The organism is Halolamina salina (assembly GCF_042678005.1).
GTDB classification, from domain to species: Archaea; Halobacteriota; Halobacteria; order Halobacteriales; family Haloferacaceae; genus Halolamina; species Halolamina salina.
Genome location: NZ_JBHUDH010000111.1, coordinates 7,504 through 23,450, shown reverse-complemented (window position 1 = coordinate 23,450; position 15,947 = coordinate 7,504). Strand labels below are relative to the sequence as shown.

17 protein-coding genes and 1 pseudogene are annotated in these 15,947 nt (G+C 67.6%); 14 read left to right on the top strand and 4 right to left on the bottom strand.

All coding sequences use genetic code 11. From position 1 onward, the window contains the following. Window positions 1–237, bottom strand: a 237-nt coding sequence (locus tag ACFR9S_RS10005; protein WP_379818537.1) for an acetyl-coenzyme A synthetase N-terminal domain-containing protein, incomplete at its 3' end; no start/stop codon positions are given. A gap of 105 nt (window positions 238–342) precedes the next feature. Between ACFR9S_RS10005 and ACFR9S_RS10000 the strand changes: the two genes are divergently transcribed. The 3 genes from ACFR9S_RS10000 (at window position 343) to ACFR9S_RS09990 (ending at window position 2,912) form a co-directional block, all read left to right on the top strand. Further along, window positions 343–1,188 carry a translation initiation factor eIF-2B gene (locus ACFR9S_RS10000; RefSeq protein ID WP_379818536.1) on the top strand — a complete coding sequence of 282 codons (846 nt, stop codon included), beginning with the start codon at window positions 343–345 and terminating at the stop codon, window positions 1,186–1,188. A gap of 6 nt (window positions 1,189–1,194) precedes the next feature. After that, on the top strand, window positions 1,195–1,755 hold the full coding sequence (locus tag ACFR9S_RS09995; RefSeq protein WP_379818535.1) for an NUDIX hydrolase: 561 nt from the start codon (window positions 1,195–1,197) through the stop codon (window positions 1,753–1,755). 209 nt (window positions 1,756–1,964) lie between these two features. Continuing rightward, the gene (locus tag ACFR9S_RS09990; RefSeq protein ID WP_379818534.1) at window positions 1,965–2,912 is read left to right on the top strand and encodes a D-2-hydroxyacid dehydrogenase; all 948 of its coding nucleotides are present in this window, start codon (window positions 1,965–1,967) and stop codon (window positions 2,910–2,912) included. Window position 2,913: 1 nt separating this feature from the next. Here ACFR9S_RS09990 and asd read toward each other — a convergent pair whose 3' ends face one another. Next, complete coding sequence (gene asd, locus ACFR9S_RS09985) at window positions 2,914–3,948, bottom strand: aspartate-semialdehyde dehydrogenase (RefSeq protein ID WP_379730785.1); 1,035 nt, start codon at window positions 3,946–3,948, stop codon at window positions 2,914–2,916. 279 nt (window positions 3,949–4,227) lie between these two features. Here asd and ACFR9S_RS09980 point away from each other — a divergent pair, with 279 nt between their 5' ends. After that, a complete protein-coding gene (locus tag ACFR9S_RS09980; protein WP_379730786.1) occupies window positions 4,228–5,814 on the top strand; it encodes a Na+/H+ antiporter NhaC family protein in 1,587 nt (528 codons plus the stop codon). Between the two features lie 509 nt (window positions 5,815–6,323). Here ACFR9S_RS09980 and ACFR9S_RS09975 read toward each other — a convergent pair. After that, window positions 6,324–6,875, bottom strand: coding sequence for an ArsR/SmtB family transcription factor (locus ACFR9S_RS09975; RefSeq protein ID WP_379730787.1), 552 nt, complete (start codon window positions 6,873–6,875; stop codon window positions 6,324–6,326). Between the two features lie 187 nt (window positions 6,876–7,062). Here ACFR9S_RS09975 and ACFR9S_RS09970 point away from each other — a divergent pair, with 187 nt between their 5' ends. The 7 genes from ACFR9S_RS09970 (at window position 7,063) to ACFR9S_RS09940 (ending at window position 12,343) form a co-directional block, all read left to right on the top strand. Further along, window positions 7,063–7,278, top strand: coding sequence for a heavy-metal-associated domain-containing protein (locus tag ACFR9S_RS09970; protein WP_379730788.1), 216 nt, complete (start codon window positions 7,063–7,065; stop codon window positions 7,276–7,278). 11 nt (window positions 7,279–7,289) lie between these two features. After that, window positions 7,290–9,215 carry a heavy metal translocating P-type ATPase gene (locus tag ACFR9S_RS09965; RefSeq protein ID WP_379730789.1) on the top strand — a complete coding sequence of 642 codons (1,926 nt, stop codon included), beginning with the start codon at window positions 7,290–7,292 and terminating at the stop codon, window positions 9,213–9,215. Between the two features lie 40 nt (window positions 9,216–9,255). Continuing rightward, window positions 9,256–9,915, top strand: coding sequence for a hypothetical protein (locus tag ACFR9S_RS09960; protein WP_379730790.1), 660 nt, complete (start codon window positions 9,256–9,258; stop codon window positions 9,913–9,915). 171 nt (window positions 9,916–10,086) lie between these two features. Further along, window positions 10,087–10,557: a hypothetical protein gene (locus tag ACFR9S_RS09955; RefSeq protein WP_379730791.1), complete on the top strand. Its 471-nt coding sequence runs from the start codon at window positions 10,087–10,089 to the stop codon at window positions 10,555–10,557. Between the two features lie 134 nt (window positions 10,558–10,691). Continuing rightward, window positions 10,692–11,225: a DNA starvation/stationary phase protection protein DpsA gene (gene dpsA / locus ACFR9S_RS09950; protein WP_379730792.1), complete on the top strand. Its 534-nt coding sequence runs from the start codon at window positions 10,692–10,694 to the stop codon at window positions 11,223–11,225. A gap of 3 nt (window positions 11,226–11,228) precedes the next feature. Continuing rightward, window positions 11,229–11,801 (top strand): DNA starvation/stationary phase protection protein DpsA, encoded by a 573-nt coding sequence (gene dpsA / locus ACFR9S_RS09945; RefSeq protein WP_379818533.1) that lies wholly within the window; start codon window positions 11,229–11,231, stop codon window positions 11,799–11,801. After that, window positions 11,798–12,343 (top strand): ferritin-like domain-containing protein, encoded by a 546-nt coding sequence (locus ACFR9S_RS09940; RefSeq protein WP_379818532.1) that lies wholly within the window; start codon window positions 11,798–11,800, stop codon window positions 12,341–12,343. Before dpsA (ACFR9S_RS09945) ends, ACFR9S_RS09940 begins: the two co-directional genes overlap by 4 nt. Here ACFR9S_RS09940 and ACFR9S_RS09935 read toward each other — a convergent pair. After that, window positions 12,340–12,492: a hypothetical protein gene (locus ACFR9S_RS09935; RefSeq protein ID WP_379732143.1), complete on the bottom strand. Its 153-nt coding sequence runs from the start codon at window positions 12,490–12,492 to the stop codon at window positions 12,340–12,342. The two genes, ACFR9S_RS09940 and ACFR9S_RS09935, sit on opposite strands and share 4 nt — an antisense overlap. Window positions 12,493–12,686: 194 nt before the next feature. Between ACFR9S_RS09935 and ACFR9S_RS09930 the strand changes: the two genes are divergently transcribed. The 3 genes and pseudogenes from ACFR9S_RS09930 to ACFR9S_RS09920 form a co-directional block, all read left to right on the top strand. Beyond that, window positions 12,687–14,528: an ABC transporter substrate-binding protein gene (locus ACFR9S_RS09930; RefSeq protein ID WP_379732142.1), complete on the top strand. Its 1,842-nt coding sequence runs from the start codon at window positions 12,687–12,689 to the stop codon at window positions 14,526–14,528. 54 nt (window positions 14,529–14,582) lie between these two features. After that, complete coding sequence (locus ACFR9S_RS09925; RefSeq protein ID WP_379732141.1) at window positions 14,583–15,608, top strand: ABC transporter permease; 1,026 nt, start codon at window positions 14,583–14,585, stop codon at window positions 15,606–15,608. Next, window positions 15,605–15,947 (top strand): annotated as a pseudogene (locus ACFR9S_RS09920) (ABC transporter permease); the annotation flags it as partial. The gene ACFR9S_RS09925 and the pseudogene ACFR9S_RS09920, both read left to right, overlap by 4 nt.

Genomic DNA, 15,947 nt, shown 5'->3' with positions numbered 1-15,947 from the left:
CGAGGCGTTGAGTTCGCCGCCGGGGAACCACTCGAACGGGGGCGTGTCGCCGCCGCGGAACGCCGTCTCGTACTCGCGCTCCCAGTCGAGCAGGTCGCCGGCGCGCGCCCAGCAGTCGGGCCAGTCGCGCTCGAACCGCTCGTAGATCTCGGGGTTCGAGACCGCCGCGGCCGACCTGAACCACTCCGGGGGGTCGATCGCCGTCCCCGGCGTGCGGTCGGCGCCGTCACCCGTCATCGTTTGGGGTGGGTGGTGTGAGGGGGATAAGTTTCCCGCTCGGGGTCCCCTTCGCCCGTTCCGCGAGTAGCAACACCTATCGGGCGAGCGGCCCCAGCGGCGACCATGATCGACGAGACGGTCGCCGAGATCCGGGAGATGCGGAGCCACTCCTCCTCGGCCGTCGCGGTGAAAGCCGCCACCGCGCTCCGGGAGCTACTGGATCGGGAGTACGTCTCCGCGGACGCGTTCGACCGCGATCTCGAACACAACGCTGGCGCGCTCCGGCGGGCGAACCCCTCCCACGCGTCGCTCCACACCGCGATGCGCAGCATCACCGACGCCGTGGTGGGCGAGGCCGACACGCCCGAGGAGGCCAAGGCGCTGCTCGAACAGGCCATCGAAGAGGCCGTCGAGCGCGTCGAGGCGGGCAAGCGCCGCGCGGCCGCCCACGCGGCGGACACGTTCGAGGACGGCGAGACGATCCTCACCCACGACTACTCCTCGACCGTCCTCGAAGCGGTCGAGACCGCCTGCGCCGACGGCACCCACCTGACGGCGTACGTCACCGAGGCCCGGCCGCGCTACCTCGGGCGCAAGACCGCCCGGATGCTCGCGGGGATCGACCGCGTGGAGCCCCACCTGCTGGTCGACAGCGCCGCCGGCTACGTGATGGACGAGGTCGACCGCGTGATCGTCGGGATGGACTGCATCGTCGAGGGGACGCTGTACAACCGCATCGGCACCTACCCTATCGCCGCGGTCGCCGACCGCGAGGACGTGCCCGTGACAGTCGTCGGCTCCTCGACCAAGGTGATCGACGAGTTCCGCTTCGAGAACGAGTTCCGCCCGGGCAGCGAAGTGATGCGCGAACCCGTCGAGGGCGTCGAGATCGAGAACCCCGCGTACGACGCCACGCCGGTCGAACTGGTGGACACGCTGATCACCGACGAGGGCGTCGGCGAGCCCTGAGCCGCGATGCCCGCCCCGCTCTCGCTCCGCACGCGCCGTGCGATTGACGACCGGATCGACGGTCTCCGCGAGCAGTTCGGGCCGTTCCCGGTCGTCGACGCCACCCGGCTCAACAATCCCGAGTTCTTCGAGCACGGCGTCGAGATGTTCGAGCGCGGCCAGCGGGGCGCGGCGGGCGCCCGCGTCACCGACGACGACGGGCGACTCCTCCTGCTCCGCGACGACCGCGACCCCGAGACGTGGGTGCTCCCCGGCGGCGGCCACGAGTCCGGCGAGACGTTCCCCGAGACCGCCAAACGTGAGGTTCGGGAGGAGACGGGCGTCGACTGCGAGATCACGGGCGTCTGGCGCGCGGTCAGGAAGCGGTTCGTCCGCCGTGACGACCCCCAGCGCCGCGGCTACCTGCTGGAGGTGTTCTTCACCGCCGACGCCGTGGGCGGGGACGCCGGCGTCGAACCGGACCGACTCGACGACGGCGAGACGGTGCTCGACGTGCGGTGGTTCGACGAGGTGCCGGCGAACGTGATCCCGGTGGTGACGGACCCGACGGCGCCGCCGGTGGTGTGAGCGACGACCGATTTACGCGGTGTCCCGGTCCGTGTACCGGCGCGCGACCGCTTCCTGTGACATGTCGGGAACAGGTGGGCGAGTCGGTCGAGCGTTGCCCTCACAGTGATCTGCGTCGGCGGGGCGTCGCCGCTTCGGGTGGGCCGACCCGCCGCCCGTGACCTGCCGAGAAGGGTACACTCTTTCCGTCGCGGGTCGACGCCGCGAGTATGAGCGAGCCAGACGTGCTGCTGTTGCGCCAGAAGATCCACGGACTGTCCGTCGACGAGTACGCCGACGCGATGCGCGAGTGGCTCCCCGACGCCGACATCGCGGTCGGCCGGACGCCCGAGGAGGAGCGGGAGCTGATCGAGGGCGCCCGCGTCGTCGCCGGCTTCAACATCGACCCCGAGATGCTCGACCGCGCGGAGAACCTCGAACTGTTCGCCTGCTCCTACGCCGGGACGGGCCACCTCCCGATGAAGGCGCTGGAGGAGGCGGGCGTCGCCGTCACCAACGCCTCCGGCGTCCACGGGCCGAACATCTCGGAGTACGTGATCGGCGCGCTGATCTCGCTGGCGCGGAACTTCCCCCGCGCGGCCCGCCAGCAGGAGGAGCGCGTCTGGCAGTCCTTCGGCAGTCAGGAGCTCTACGGCTCAACAATCACCGTCGTCGGGATGGGCGCGATCGGGCAGGCAGTCGTCGACCGGCTGGAACCGTTCGGCGTCGACACGATCGGCGTCCGCTACACCCCCGAGAAGGGCGGACCGACCGACGAGGTGCTCGGCTTCGACGAGATTCACGACGCGCTGCGGCGCAGCGACTCGGTCGTGCTCGCCTGCCCGCTCACGGACGCGACCCGGAACCTGCTCGACGACGAGGCGTTCAAGACGATGTCGGCGGACGCGAACCTCGTCAACATCGCCCGCGGGGGCATCGTCGACACCGACGCGCTGGTCCGGGCGCTCCGGGGCAACGCCATCGGCGCCGCGTTCCTCGACGTCACCGACCCCGAGCCGCTGCCGGCTGACCACCCGCTCTGGGGGTTCGACAACGTCCGGATCACGCCCCACAACGCGGGCCACTCCCCGGTGTACTTCGAGCGGCTGGCCGACATCGTGGCGGGGAACTACGAGGCGCTCGAAGAGGGCGGCGAGATCGAGAACCGCGTCGCCTAGCTTAGACCCAGCCTTCCTCGACCAGCAGTTCGCCGTTGAGCACCGACGCGCCGGCGGCGCCGCGGATGGTGTTGTGTGCGAGACAGTTGTACTGGACCCCCTCGGCGGTCTCGCGCAGCCCACCTGCCGAAATCTGCATTCCCTTGCCGCGCATTCGGTCGAGCCGCGGCTGCGGTCGATCCGGGTCGGCGAACACGTGGATCGGCTGATCGGGGGCGGAGGGCAGGTCCGCGCCGTCGAGGCTCTCCAGCGCCTCGTGGACGGCCTCGGGATCGGGGTTGGCGTCGAGTTCGGCGAACACGTTCTCCAGATGGCCGTCGAGCGAGGGGACGCGGTTGCAGGAAGCGGACACGTCCACGTCGTGCAGCGAGAGCTCGCCGTTCTCCACGTCGCCGAGCAGCTTCCGGGACTCGGTCTCCATCTTCGCCTCCTCGCCGCCGATGTGGGGGAGGACGTTGTCGATGATCTCCATCGACGTGACGCCGGAGTAGCCCGCGCCGGAGACGGCCTGCAGGGTCGCGACGTGGACGCGTTCGAGACCGAACTGATCGAGCGCGGCGAGCGTCGGGACCATCGTGATCGTCGAGCAGTTGGGGTTCTTGACGAGCGCGCCGTCCCAGCCGCGCTCCTCGCGCTGGGTCTCGAGCAGGTCGAGGTGGTCGGGGTTGACCTCCGGGATCGTGAGCGGCACGTCCTCGGCCATGCGCTCGTTCGAGGAGTTCGAGGAGACGACGTAGCCCGCCCGGCAGAGTTCCGGCTCGACCGCGGCGCCGACGCCGGAGGGCAGCGAGGAGAACAGCAGGTCCAGATCGTCCGGCAGCGCCTCCGGCGTCGTCTCGCGGACGGTCATCTCGGCGACGTGATCCGGGATCGGCGTGTCGACGCGCCACTTGGCGGCGTCGCGGTAGCTCTTCCCGGCGCTCTCCGGGCTGGCGGTGACCGCGGCGATCTCGAACGTCGGGTGGTCTTCGAGTAGCTGAACGAACCGTTGGCCTACGGCGCCGGTAGCGCCGAGCAGGCCGACACGAACGGACATTACCTGTGGCTGGGGAGCCGACGGTAAGTGCGTTCGGGTAGCGGGCGAGAGAACCCGGCTAACTGCCGATTTCGAGAGTTCCGTGCTCTCGATCCCGGTTCGGCTGCGAACCGTCGGCGCGCCTCGGCCGCCGCCGACGAATCCTCGGCGGCCCCCCGCGCCTGCTGGTGCTTCGTCGGGGTCGGCGCCGCGGACGTACTGAGGAACGTGTGGCTTCCTCCCACGTCCGGGTGAAGTGCCTGCTTGTTTTATACGCTCTCGAGATATATCTCCACGAATATGGCATCAGAGTTCGGCGCACTGTCGGTGCTCCCGCCGTTGCTCGCGATCGTGCTCGCGATCGTGACCCGGAAGGCGGTGCTGTCGCTGTTCCTCGGCATCTGGGCCGGGGCGGTGATCTACACGGGCGGGCTCGGGATCGTCCAGACGTTCGATTGGATCGTCGCCGCGGTCGCCGGGGATTTCCACGTCCGCATCCTCGTCTTCACGCTCCTGTTGGGGGCGGGGGTCGCGATGATCTGGAACCTCGGCGGCTCCTACGCCGTCCGCGACTGGGCGATCGCGAAGCTCGACACCCAACGGAAAGTCGGCGCCGTGGCGTGGCTGCTCGGGGTCGTACTCTTCTTCGACGACTACGCCAACACGGCGATCGTCGGCTCCGCGATGAAGGACGTCTCCGACCACCTGCGGATCTCCCGGGAGAAGCTGTCGTACATCGTCGACTCCACGGCGGCGCCGGTGGCGACGCTGGGCATCTCCTCGTGGGTCGCGTTCCAACTCTCGCTCATCACCGACGGTTACGAGGCCGCCGGCGTCGCCGACCACCCGCCGGCGTTCGAGGTGTTCCTCAGCTCCATCCCGTTCAATATGTACTCCATCCTCGCGATCGTGATGGTCGCGATCATCGTCTTCTCCGGGCGTGACTACGGCGAGATGCTCGACGCCGAGCACCGGTCGTGGAGCACCGGGCAAGTGAACCGCGAGGACGCCCGCCCGATGCAGGACGTGCAGTCCGACCTCGGCGAGCCGAGCGCGAGGGACCCCCGGCTCGTGAGCTTCTTCGTGCCGATCGCAGTGCTCATCGCCGTCACGATCGGGAGCGCGCTGTGGACCGGCTACTCGCCCGGCGCGAGCCTGATGGACATGGTGACCAACGCCGACTTCGCGTCGGCGCTCATCTACGGCTCCTTCGCGATGGTCGTCACCGGGTTCCTGCTCGGGAAGTTCTACGGCATCCTCACTCTCGGGGAGTCAACGGACACGGTGATCGAGGGGTTCGGCCTGATGCTCACCGCGGTGTCGATCCTCGTGCTCGCGTGGGGGATCGGCGAGGTCGTGAGCGCGCTCCAGACCGGCGAGTACGTCGCTGGGATCGTCGGCGACCAGTTCCCGATCGCGGTGCTGCCCGCGCTGGTGCTGGTGCTCGCGGCCTTTATCGCGTTCTCGACGGGCACCTCCTGGGGGACGATGGGGATCCTGACGCCGATCGTGATCCCGGTGGCGTGGAGCCTCACCGGCGACCACACCATCATCGCGGCGATGGTCGGCGTGATCTTCTCCGGCGCCATCTTCGGCGACCACAGCTCACCCATCTCGGACACGACGGTGCTCTCGGCGACGTTCACCGGCGCCGACCTCGTCGACCACGTCCGCACGCAGTTGTACTACGCGCTCACCGTGGCGCTCGTCGCCGTCGTGCTGCTGCTCGTGTGGGGGGTCACCCGGATCACCCCGGTCGCGCTGCTCCCGGTCGGCGTCCTCGCGCTCGTCGGCCTCGTCTACGGCCTCTCGGAGCTCGACGCGGACCGCAAGGGGATCGAGCCGGTCGCCGCCGATACGCCGCAGGAGCCCGTGGGCGAGGAGTGAGGGTGTCGCCGACGCGAGCAGCCGGCGACGACCGACCAACCCGACGCACCTTTTAACCACCTGCGCCCGGTAGATCGAGTCCGCGCCTTCAGTCCCCACCCGAGCACTCCCGCATGGGAGCGATGACAGCGTGGCGAACCCGGGCGCGGAACACCCGTCGCGAGAGCGACCGCCCGCCGGGGCGTACCCGGTCGCCCGGCACGAGGGTTAGCCAGCCGACGCGGCACGCAGCCCCGGGATGAGGCTGGCAGTTAGTGTTCCGGGCGTACATTTCGAGCGTTCCTTAAGAATTATCTGAAAATATAGATCGCTTCAGCTATCGGCTATCGTCGAACGGCGTTCTTCGGTATTGACGCCTCGTTCCCGTCGGATTTGTGGAAACGGTCGGTGACAACGAACCCGAGAAGAGGTCTACCGGGAGTACTCACATCTGTCGGGTTCGGATGTCTATGCTGCAGACACCACGTAAATGTTCGATGTCATGTTTTCTCGGGTCAAAACGATACGTCTCAGGACTCCTGCGTGGCGGATGCGGACTCCCCGTCTCGATGTGCTCGGACGAAGGCCCGGCGGAGGACTGTCAGGAGCACGTAGGTTTCGTATTTCTGGGTACGACAGTGCTCGCAGGGTTGCATCTCCGCCGTGATCTCGTCTATCGCGTCGTCGTACTCCTCGGTCAGCGTCCCGAGTACACTCTCGATCTGTGGCTGGACCGCGTCGATCATCTCCTCGATAGCGGGATCGGCTGACTCCGGCAGCGAGTACGAGAGAACGGTCGTGTTTGCCCCGTAGTACTTCGTTGTCCCGCCCCGTCCCTCCTCGAATCGAACCACGTCGACGAGGCCCACATCCCGAAGTTCGTTGATGTGGTGACGCACGGTGTTCTCCGTCCGGTCTACCCCGCGGTCAGCGAGGCGCTCGTGTACGTCGCTCGCCGTCCGCGCTTTTTCGGCGAGAATATCGAGGATCATCGCCCGCATCGGTTCGTCGATAGCGTCGGAGACCCGCGTGTCTCGAACGGCGATATCCTCGAGATCGTGGGCGGCATCGGACGTGCTCATACGTGAACTAACGGCCTGTACACGCTAAGTAATGACGACCGGCATTCGAGCTTCGCTCGACGTCCGGTCTCGGGAGAGTTCTGAAAGCTCTGGACGACTCGTTTGTCCGTTCAAACAGCTCGTATCTCCATTCAAACATATCATTTAAAAAATACTTATGGCTGCACGGATGCTACGTTGAACTGCGATGACCGAAACGACGCAACTCCGCGTGATGGACTTCGACTGCCCGAGCTGTGCGAGCACCGTCGAACGCGCCCTCTCGAATCAGGAGGGCGTCGAAGATGTCGAGGTACACTACTCGACCGGCCGCGTCGAGATCGACTACGACGACAGCGTCGCCGACCCCGCCACGTTCGAACAGACCATCGAAAATCAGGGGTACACGCCCCAGCCTGCCTGAGGAGGAGAGCCATGGATACCCAATCAGTCAAACGGTACTATCGCAAAAATCGGAAGGCCGTCATCGTCGCGGTGAGCGGCCTGCTGTACGCCGGCGGCTGGACGCTCGGCTACCTCACCAGCCTCGATACCGCGAGCTCCGCCATCCTCGTTCTCGCGGCGATCGTCGGCGGCTACGACATCGCCAAGACGGCCTACCACGAGGTCAAAAACCGGACGCTCGGCATCAAGACGCTCGTGACCCTGGCCGCCGTCGGCGCGATCGGTATCGGCTCGTACTGGGAGGCCGCCGCGGTGGTCTTCCTGTTCGCACTGGGGTCGTACCTCGAGGGGCGGACAATGCGCAAGACGCGCAACGCCCTCGAAGAACTGCTGGAGATGACGCCCGACACGGCCACCGTGCGCCGCGACGGCGAGCAAAAAGAGGTGCCCGCCCGCGAGGTCGAAACGGGCGAGGTCGTCATCGTCAAGCCCGGCGAGAAGATCCCCGTTGACGGCGACGTCGTCGACGGGGAGAGCGCCGTCAACCAGGCGCCGGTCACCGGCGAGAGCGCGCCCGTCCACAAGGCCGACGGCGACGAAGTGTACGCCGGCACCATCAACCAGGAAGGTTCACTGGAGATCGAGACGACGGGCGCCGGCTCGGACACGACGCTCCAGCGGATCATCCAGCGCGTCGAGGAGGCCCAGGAGGCGCAGTCCCCGACGGAGAGCCTCATCGACCGCTTCGCGAAGTACTACACCCCCGGTGTGATCGCACTGTCCATCGGGGCCTACGCGGTCACGCAGAACGCGATCCTGTCGCTGACGCTGCTGGTCATCGGCTGCCCCGGGGCCCTGGTGATCGGGCCGCCGGTCAGCATCGTCTCCGCGATCGGTAACGCCGCCCGAAGCGGCGTTCTGATGAAGGGTGGCGAGCACCTCGAGCGGGCGGGCAAGATCGACCTCGTCGCCTTCGACAAGACGGGCACGCTCACGAAGGGCGAGACGACCGTCGCCGACGTCGCCGGGTTCGACGCCGAGGCCAGCGACGTGCTGGAGCTTGCAGCCGTCGCCGAGAAGAAGAGCGAACACCACCTCGGCGACGCCATCCTCGAGGCGGCGCAGAACCGACGGGACCCCGCGACCGATGGCGGGACGACGACGACCCGAGCGGACGACGGTTCAGCAATCACGGACGCGCGGTCGCTCCCTGACCCGGACGACTTCGACGTGGTCGCCGGGAAGGGCGTCGTCGCTCACTACGACGGTCGCGAGATCGTCGTCGGGAACCGCGCACTGCTCGACGAGCGCGGGGTCGAGCTCCCCGACGAGGTCGCGGAGTACGTTCGCAGCCGCGAGGAGCGCGGCGAAACGACCGTTCACGTGGTCCGCGACGGCGTCGTCGTCGGTGCGATCGCGCTCCGGGACGAACTGCGCGAGGCCGCACCCGGCGTCGTCCAGCAGCTCCAGGACGCGGACATCGAGACGGTGATGCTGACTGGCGACAACGAACGGACCGCCCGCGCGGTCGCCGAGGAGGTCGGTATCGACGACTACCGCGCGGAGCTGCTCCCCGAGGACAAGCAGACTGTCATCGAGGAGTTCCGCGAGGTTGGCCACGTCGTGGCGATGGTCGGCGACGGCATCAACGACGCGCCGTCGCTGGCGACTGCCGACGTGGGTATCGCCATGGGCGCCGCCGGCACGGATACCGCCATCGAGACGGCGGACATGGCGCTGATGGCGGACGACCTCGAACGGATCCCCTACGCGGTGACGCTCAGCAAGGCCACCCGGCGGAACATCTACGAGAACGTCGGCCTCGCGGTGCTGACGGTGACGCTCCTGCTGGCAGGGGTCCTGACGAGCTACGTCACGCTCGCGCTCGGGATGCTCGTTCACGAGGCGAGCGTCCTCGCCGTGATCGGCAACGGGATGCGGCTGCTGCGGTACTGAACAGGACCGAGTCACGAACCAACGATTACACCCGACCACGATGTCAGAGAACACGACCCCGACCGACACGAACCGTCCCGGCTCGAACATGGCCGTCGAATACGACGTCGAACCGATCCGGGTCCGTGACCCCGTCGCGGAAGCGCTCGCCGTCCTCGACCCCGGCGACCCGTTCGTCGTCACCTACGAGGACGTGGTGACGGCGGCGGGTCACTCCTGCCCGACAGCGTCGGGCGCCTATCGCATCGCCCAGCTGGGCCTCGACGCGCTGTATCCGGACGATCTCCCCGTCCGGAGCGAGATCGAGGTACTCGCTGCGGGACCGCGCGACGACGCCACGTACGGCGTGATGGGACGCCTCATCTCGTACGTGACCGGCGCGGCCCAGGAGGACGGCTTCGGCGGGCTCGCCGGCGGCTACGGTGACCGCCGGAACATGCTGACGTTCGACGCGTTCGACCCCGATACTGCCGCCCCGACGTTCCGCTTCCGCCGGACCGACACCGACGAAACCGTCGAGGTGACCTACCACGTCGGCGACGTCCCGGACGGCGGGCCAGCACTCGGCAACCTCCAACAGATCATCGAGGGGACGGCGAGCGACGAGGAGCGCGAGCTGTTCGCCGACGTGTGGCACGGCCGCGTCCAGAGTGTGCTCTCCGACGACTCGCTGTTCACCGTCACGACCGTCGAACACTAACCACAGAACGCTCGATTTTCGTTCCGCGGAGCCTGCTAGTAGCAACTCGTGGGTAGTGTTCCGGCGTACACTCGACGGCCGGCAGCGCGTTCGTCCCGACGACCGCGCCACGATCGTCGACGCCAGTCTTCGGCAACGGGCTTTATCCCTCGTCCGGGCGAACTGTCGGGTATGTCACTCGATATCGCGATGCCCGACCCGCCGGACCTCTCGAACCGTGGGATGCCCCGAGATTTCGAGTGGGACGACGACACGCTCGGCTCGGAGGATTTCTACCGTGAGGATCTCGAGGACCTGCTCCAGTCAGGCGCGTGGAGGGAGGGGTTCAACGAGTGGGAGGAGTACACCGACCTCGACGAGACGCAGGCCCAGGCCGTCCGTGATCTCGGGCTGTTCCACGCGATCGACTTCTACTGGGATCCGACCGAGGATCGGCTTCGGTTCGACGTGCCGGAGATTCCCGATGACTGGCAGGAGCAGGACGTGAGCGTGTCGCTCGACTCGGACGACCTCGCGACGATCGACACCGCGTTGACGGACCTCGCCCGGACCGTGTACGAGGTGCTCGAGGACTACATCGAACGGGAGGGGATAGACAACGACGACTGGGCGGAGGACAGGTACGGATCGCGCGGGGAGTAGCCACCGGGTCGACGGCCCGGAAGACCGGCGTTTGGGAGTGCCCGTTTCGGGCGTTTAGGCCGTCCGAAACCCCCGAAATCTGGCGGTATCGGCTGTAAGATTTATCAGTGTCCCGTCCCTACCTGTAGACACCTATGAGTACCCAGAAGACTGCCCGACAGCGTGCCGACACCGTCGAGGAGAACGCCGTTCGCATCGACACCGAGAAGGCCGAGCAGATCGTCGACGCCCTGAACCGCGATCTGGCGTCGACGTACGTGCTCTATCACCAGGTTCGCAAGCACCACTGGAACGTCGAGGGCGCCGAATCCGGCGACCTTCACGACTTCCTCGACGACGCCGCCGGGACGCTCGAGGACCACGCCGACGCGATCGCCGAGCGCGCACAGGCGCTCGGGGGCGTGCCCGTCGCGGGCCCGGCCGCACAGGAGGAGCACGCCTACGTCGAGTTCGAGGGCGAGGACGTGTACGCGATCCGCGACTCGCTGGAGGCCGACCTTGAGGCGTACGGCGACGTGATCGAGAACGTGCGCGAGCACGTCGGCCTCGCGACCGACCTCGGCGACTACGCGACGGCCGAGCTCCTCCGCGAGGTGCTGGAGGATCTGGAGGACGACGCCCACGACATCGACCACTACCTCGAGAACGACACGCTCGTCCAGGAGTAACCCGTGTCCGAGCCCAAACGCGGACGGCTCGTCCGCGACCTGCCGGACGGGACCGTCCGACAGGAACGGGGAACCGTCGACGGGAACGCGGTCCGGCTCGACCCCGAGGAGGCCGCCGAGATGGTGGAGGCGCTGAACGTCGCCCACGCGGGGGCGTTCAACCTCTTCTACCTCGTGCGGAAACACTACTGGAGCGCCGAGGGCGCCGAGTCCGGGGAGGTCGCCGAGTTCCTCGGCGACGCCTACGAACGGCTCCGCGAGATCGACGACAGCGTCGCCGAGCGGATCACCGAACTCGGCGGCGTCCCCGTGAGCACCCCGCCGGAGATCCAGGAGTACGCGGCGGTCCACCTCGAAGCCGAGCACCTCTACAGCCTGCGCGCTTCGCTCGAGGGCGATCTGGACGCGTACGCCACGCTGGCGGTCAGCTTCCGCGAGGCGATCAACACCGCCGACGAGATCGGCGACGAGGCCAGCTACGAACTGCTCTCGGACCGCCTCGAGACGATCGAGGGGGACGCGCACACGATCGAGCGCTACCTCGAGGACGACGCGCTCGTGGAGGTGGACCGATGAGCGCGCCACACCTTCGCCACCCGGCCGAGGAGGAGCGCCGCCGCGAGTGGGGCACCGTCGGCGACAACGAGCTCCGGCTCGACCCCGAGGCGGCCGCCGCGGTGATCGAGGACGTGAACCGCTGTCTCTCGGGGCTGTACATCCTGTTCAATCAGCTCCGCAAGCACTACTGGACGATCGAGGGCGCGGAGTCCCACCAGGTCGAGGAACGGCTCGAGGAGCAGGCCGACCGGCTCAGCGACCTGACCGACGAGCTCGCGATCCGCGTCCACGCGCTGGGCGGCGTCCCGGTCAACGGCCCGATGGGGATCCGCGAGCACGCGCCGATGCGGATCGAGGGCGGCGACGCCTACGCGCTGCGCGACGCGCTCGCGAGCGACCTCGACGGCTACGCGGCGCTCGCGGTGACGTTCCGCGAGGCGATCGAGACGGCCCGATCGGTCAGCGACGAGCGCACGGCCGAGGCGCTGGAAGAAGGACTGCTTACGATCGAACGGGACGCGCACACGATCGAGCGCTACCTCGGCGACGACAGCCTCTAGCGGCGGACCTCGACGGTCAGATCCGTCGAGATCCAGCCGTCCTCGTTCCCCTGTTCGGTGAACACGGTTCGCTCGGTCGAGAGACAGTGGGCGTTCACGGCGGGTAGCTCCGCCCGATCGTCCCCCTCGACCGGCTCGTTCGTCGGCATCGTCCCGATTTAGGGGTACCTAAAGAAATAAAACTTCGGGTCGGCCGCCACGCGACTATATAGCCCTCCTGACGCAACCGGTGTGACCCGTATAGATGAGTATACACGGGATAATACGACTTTAAAATATGCATACCCCTGTGTGATTTCCTGTATCCGATCCGTTATTTCGCCCCAGAAAGCATCTCGCTCGTGTGCAAGATTCCAACGAGGGCGGTCGTGCACGGCGGACATTTCTGAAGACGGCTGGGGTCGTCGCCACCGCGGGGCTTGCGGGCTGTAGCGGCGGCGGGAACGGGACCGAGTCGCCGACGTCGGGCGGGGAGACGGAGCCGTCCGGGGGGACCGAGGGGACCGACGGCGGGGCGGGGGAGACACCGACCGGGAACACGCTGTCGCTGTCGATCCCGAACGCGGCGAACTTCGACCCGGTACAGATCAAAGGCGACGGCTCACAGCTCGTCTCCGACCACGTGTTCAGCGAGCTGTTCGCCCTCCCCCGTGGGAGTCTGGAGCCGGAGGCGCAGCTGGTCTCGGACTACTCGGTGTCCGACGACGGGCGGACGTACACGTTCCAGCTCCGGGAGGACGTGACGTTCCACAACGGCGAGCAGCTGACCGCCTCGGACGTGGTGTACTCCTGGGAGCGCCTCGCCGCCTCCGAGAACAGTCAGGAGGGCGGCGTCATCCTCGAGGGCGGCTTCCAGATCGAACACGACACCACCACCGAGACGGTCGACGGCGAGGAGCAGGAGGTGTACGAGCCCGGCAGCCTCGCGGTCGAGGCGGTCGACGACACCACGCTCGAAGTGACGCTCGCCAGCCCCTTCTTCGACGCGCTGTTCTGGTTCGCGTACGGCTCGCTGAGCCCGGTCCCGGAGGGGATCGTCGGCGATGTCGAGGGGTACGACGGCGAGATGGCGTACTCGGAGTTCGCCTCGCAGTCGCCGATCGGGACGGGTCCCTTCCGTGCGGAGACCGTCGAGACGGGGACGGAGGTCGTCCTCGCCGCCGACGAGGAGTACCACGGCGAGGAGCCGGGTCCCGACGAGATCCGGATGCAGGTGGTCCAGAACACGCAGGCGAGCTACCAGCGCGCGGTTAACGAAAGCGTCCAGGTGTTCCAGCTCCCCAACTCCCGGTTCGACCCGAGCAAGGTCTCCTTCGAGGAGACCCGCGAACTGGGCCAGCGGGTCGGGACGTACGGGCCGCTGTCGAACGACGAGACCGTGAACTACGCGACGTGGGACGACGCCTACACCGCGTACTTCATCTTCGACTGTTCGCGCGTCGAGAAGCCGGTCCGGCAGGCGCTGAACTACGCGGTCAATCAGGAGAACTTCGTCGAACAGGGGTTCCGCGGCGTCGGCGAGCCGGCGTACCACCAGAGCCCGCCGTCGGTGTTCCCCGGCGGGAAGGAGGCGTACGACCAGCACGCGGAGGAGAACTTCCCGTACGGCTACAACGAGGCGATGATGGAGGAGGCACGGACGACGATGGAGGAGGCGGGCTACGGTCCCGACAACCCCGCCTCGATCACGCTCTCGCTGTACAACGACCGGAACCCGGACGCCTACTCGCGGATCGCGGACGTCCTCCGCTCGAAGGCGTCGGCGATCCACGTCGACCTCACGATCGAGCGGGCGCCGTTCAACACCATCATCAGCGAGGCCGTCAGCGGGAACCTCGACATGTACACGCTCGGGAACGGGCTGGAGTACCCCTCACCCATGGACATGCTCAAGTTCGGCCGGCCGTACGAGGGGAACCTCGTCCGGTGGCGTGAGGACCCCTCCGACGCCTCCGGGCGCGCGGCCGAGGCGTGGGAGCAGATCCAGAACAACCTCGGCCCCGGCGAGGACGCACAGCAGGCCCGCAACGAGGCGTTCATCACGATGGAGGAGGCGATCTGGGAGGACGCGATCTACCTCACGAACTACCACCCGCGCGGCCAGCAGTGGTGGTACGACGACGTCGACGTGCCGGTCCAGAGCAGCGGCTTCCACGACCGCCTGTACGACGACGTGACGTTCTGACTCGCCGGCCGATTTTTCTCCCCTCATGATTACTGTTCGACCCGACTACGTTTCATGAATCGGCTCGGCTACCTGCTCCGCCGGATCCTGATGTCGATCCCCGTGCTGTGGCTGGGGACGACGGCGACGTTCCTGATAATCCGGGTCGGCCCGCTCAGCCCGGCCGCGGCGATCGTCGGCCCGGTCAACAGCGCACAGGCACAGGAGCAGCTCGAACGCATCAAGCAACAGCTCGGTCTCACCGATCCAATCAGCGTGCAGTACGTCGAGTACATGACGGACCTGATCACGTTCGACCTCGGGCAGTCGTGGGTCGTCTACCCGGGGCAGAGCACGATTTCCCTGCTCGCGCAGTTCGGGCCGCGGACGATCTGGCTCGGGCTCTGGGCGGTGCTCATCCCCATCTTCGTCGGCATCCCGCTGGGGATCTACGCCGGCCTCAACGCCAACTCCGCGGAGGACTACGCCGCCTCGGTCGGGGGGATCGTCTGGCGGGCGATGCCGAACTTCTGGCTGGCGGTGATCCTGCTCGCGCTGCTGTCCCGCACTGACTCGCTGTTCCTCGGCGCCGGCTGGGAGTCGTTCCTCGTCGAGACCGAGCTCGTCGGCGCGCCCGACCTCTCGAACCTCGGCACCGTCGACGGGTTCGTCACGGCTACGAAGCAGATCCTCCCCGCCGCGTTCGTGCTCGGCTCGGCGTCGATGGGCAACGAGCTCCGGCTCTCCCGGACCGCCGTCCTCGAGATCATCACCGAGGACTTCGTCGACATGGCGAAGGCCACCGGCGTCCCGGATCACCGGATCATCGGGAAGCACGTGCTCCGGAACGCGATGATCCCGTTGATCCCGATCGTCACCAGCGAGGCGTACCTGCTGGTCGGCGGGAGCGTGCTCGTCGAGGTCGTGTTCGGGATCAACGGGATCGGGACGCTGTTCTACGAGGCGATGACCAGCGGCGACCTCCCGCTTGCGGGCTCGTTGATGTTCGTGTTCATCCTGATCACGGTCTCCATCAACATCGCACAGGACCTGCTGTACACGGTGATCGACCCGCGGATCGGCTACGAGGAGCGACGATGAGCGGGAACGTCTACCAGCGGGACGCCGACCGGACGCGTCGGCTTCCCGTCCTCGTCACCTCCGCGGCCGGCTGGGCGCTGGTCGCCGGCCTGTTGGCGCTGCCGGAGTTCGGCGCCGTACTGCAGTTCGCCGCCGAGGTGCTCCCGCTCGGCGCCGGCGCGTCGAGCCTCGCCGACTCGATCCCCACCCTGATCAGCCGGGGGACGATCCCGAACCAGGGGGCGTACGTCCCCGGCTCCGGCTGGCAGGGGACGTTCCTCGGGCTGTCGCCGGCGGGCGCGTGGGCGCTGCGGGTGTCGCTGGCGTTCCTCTACGGCGGCGTCTGGTGTGTCTGGCTGT

What these genes read in the sequence shown, in the direction of transcription:
- ACFR9S_RS09975 (WP_379730787.1), bottom strand. Translation starts at nt 6,875, where the DNA reads ATGAGCACGTCCGATGCCGCCCACGATCTCGAGGATATCGCCGTTCGA.
- ACFR9S_RS09960 (WP_379730790.1), top strand. Translation starts at nt 9,256, where the DNA reads ATGTCAGAGAACACGACCCCGACCGACACGAACCGTCCCGGCTCGAAC.
- ACFR9S_RS10000 (WP_379818536.1), top strand. Translation starts at nt 343, where the DNA reads ATGATCGACGAGACGGTCGCCGAGATCCGGGAGATGCGGAGCCACTCC.
- ACFR9S_RS09935 (WP_379732143.1), bottom strand. Translation starts at nt 12,492, where the DNA reads ATGCCGACGAACGAGCCGGTCGAGGGGGACGATCGGGCGGAGCTACCC.
- ACFR9S_RS09940 (WP_379818532.1), top strand. Translation starts at nt 11,798, where the DNA reads ATGAGCGCGCCACACCTTCGCCACCCGGCCGAGGAGGAGCGCCGCCGC.
- ACFR9S_RS09925 (WP_379732141.1), top strand. Translation starts at nt 14,583, where the DNA reads ATGAATCGGCTCGGCTACCTGCTCCGCCGGATCCTGATGTCGATCCCC.
- asd (WP_379730785.1), bottom strand. Translation starts at nt 3,948, where the DNA reads ATGTCCGTTCGTGTCGGCCTGCTCGGCGCTACCGGCGCCGTAGGCCAA.
- dpsA (WP_379730792.1), top strand. Translation starts at nt 10,692, where the DNA reads ATGAGTACCCAGAAGACTGCCCGACAGCGTGCCGACACCGTCGAGGAG.
- ACFR9S_RS09965 (WP_379730789.1), top strand. Translation starts at nt 7,290, where the DNA reads ATGGATACCCAATCAGTCAAACGGTACTATCGCAAAAATCGGAAGGCC.
- ACFR9S_RS09970 (WP_379730788.1), top strand. Translation starts at nt 7,063, where the DNA reads ATGACCGAAACGACGCAACTCCGCGTGATGGACTTCGACTGCCCGAGC.
- ACFR9S_RS09990 (WP_379818534.1), top strand. Translation starts at nt 1,965, where the DNA reads ATGAGCGAGCCAGACGTGCTGCTGTTGCGCCAGAAGATCCACGGACTG.
- ACFR9S_RS09980 (WP_379730786.1), top strand. Translation starts at nt 4,228, where the DNA reads ATGGCATCAGAGTTCGGCGCACTGTCGGTGCTCCCGCCGTTGCTCGCG.
- ACFR9S_RS09955 (WP_379730791.1), top strand. Translation starts at nt 10,087, where the DNA reads ATGTCACTCGATATCGCGATGCCCGACCCGCCGGACCTCTCGAACCGT.
- ACFR9S_RS09995 (WP_379818535.1), top strand. Translation starts at nt 1,195, where the DNA reads ATGCCCGCCCCGCTCTCGCTCCGCACGCGCCGTGCGATTGACGACCGG.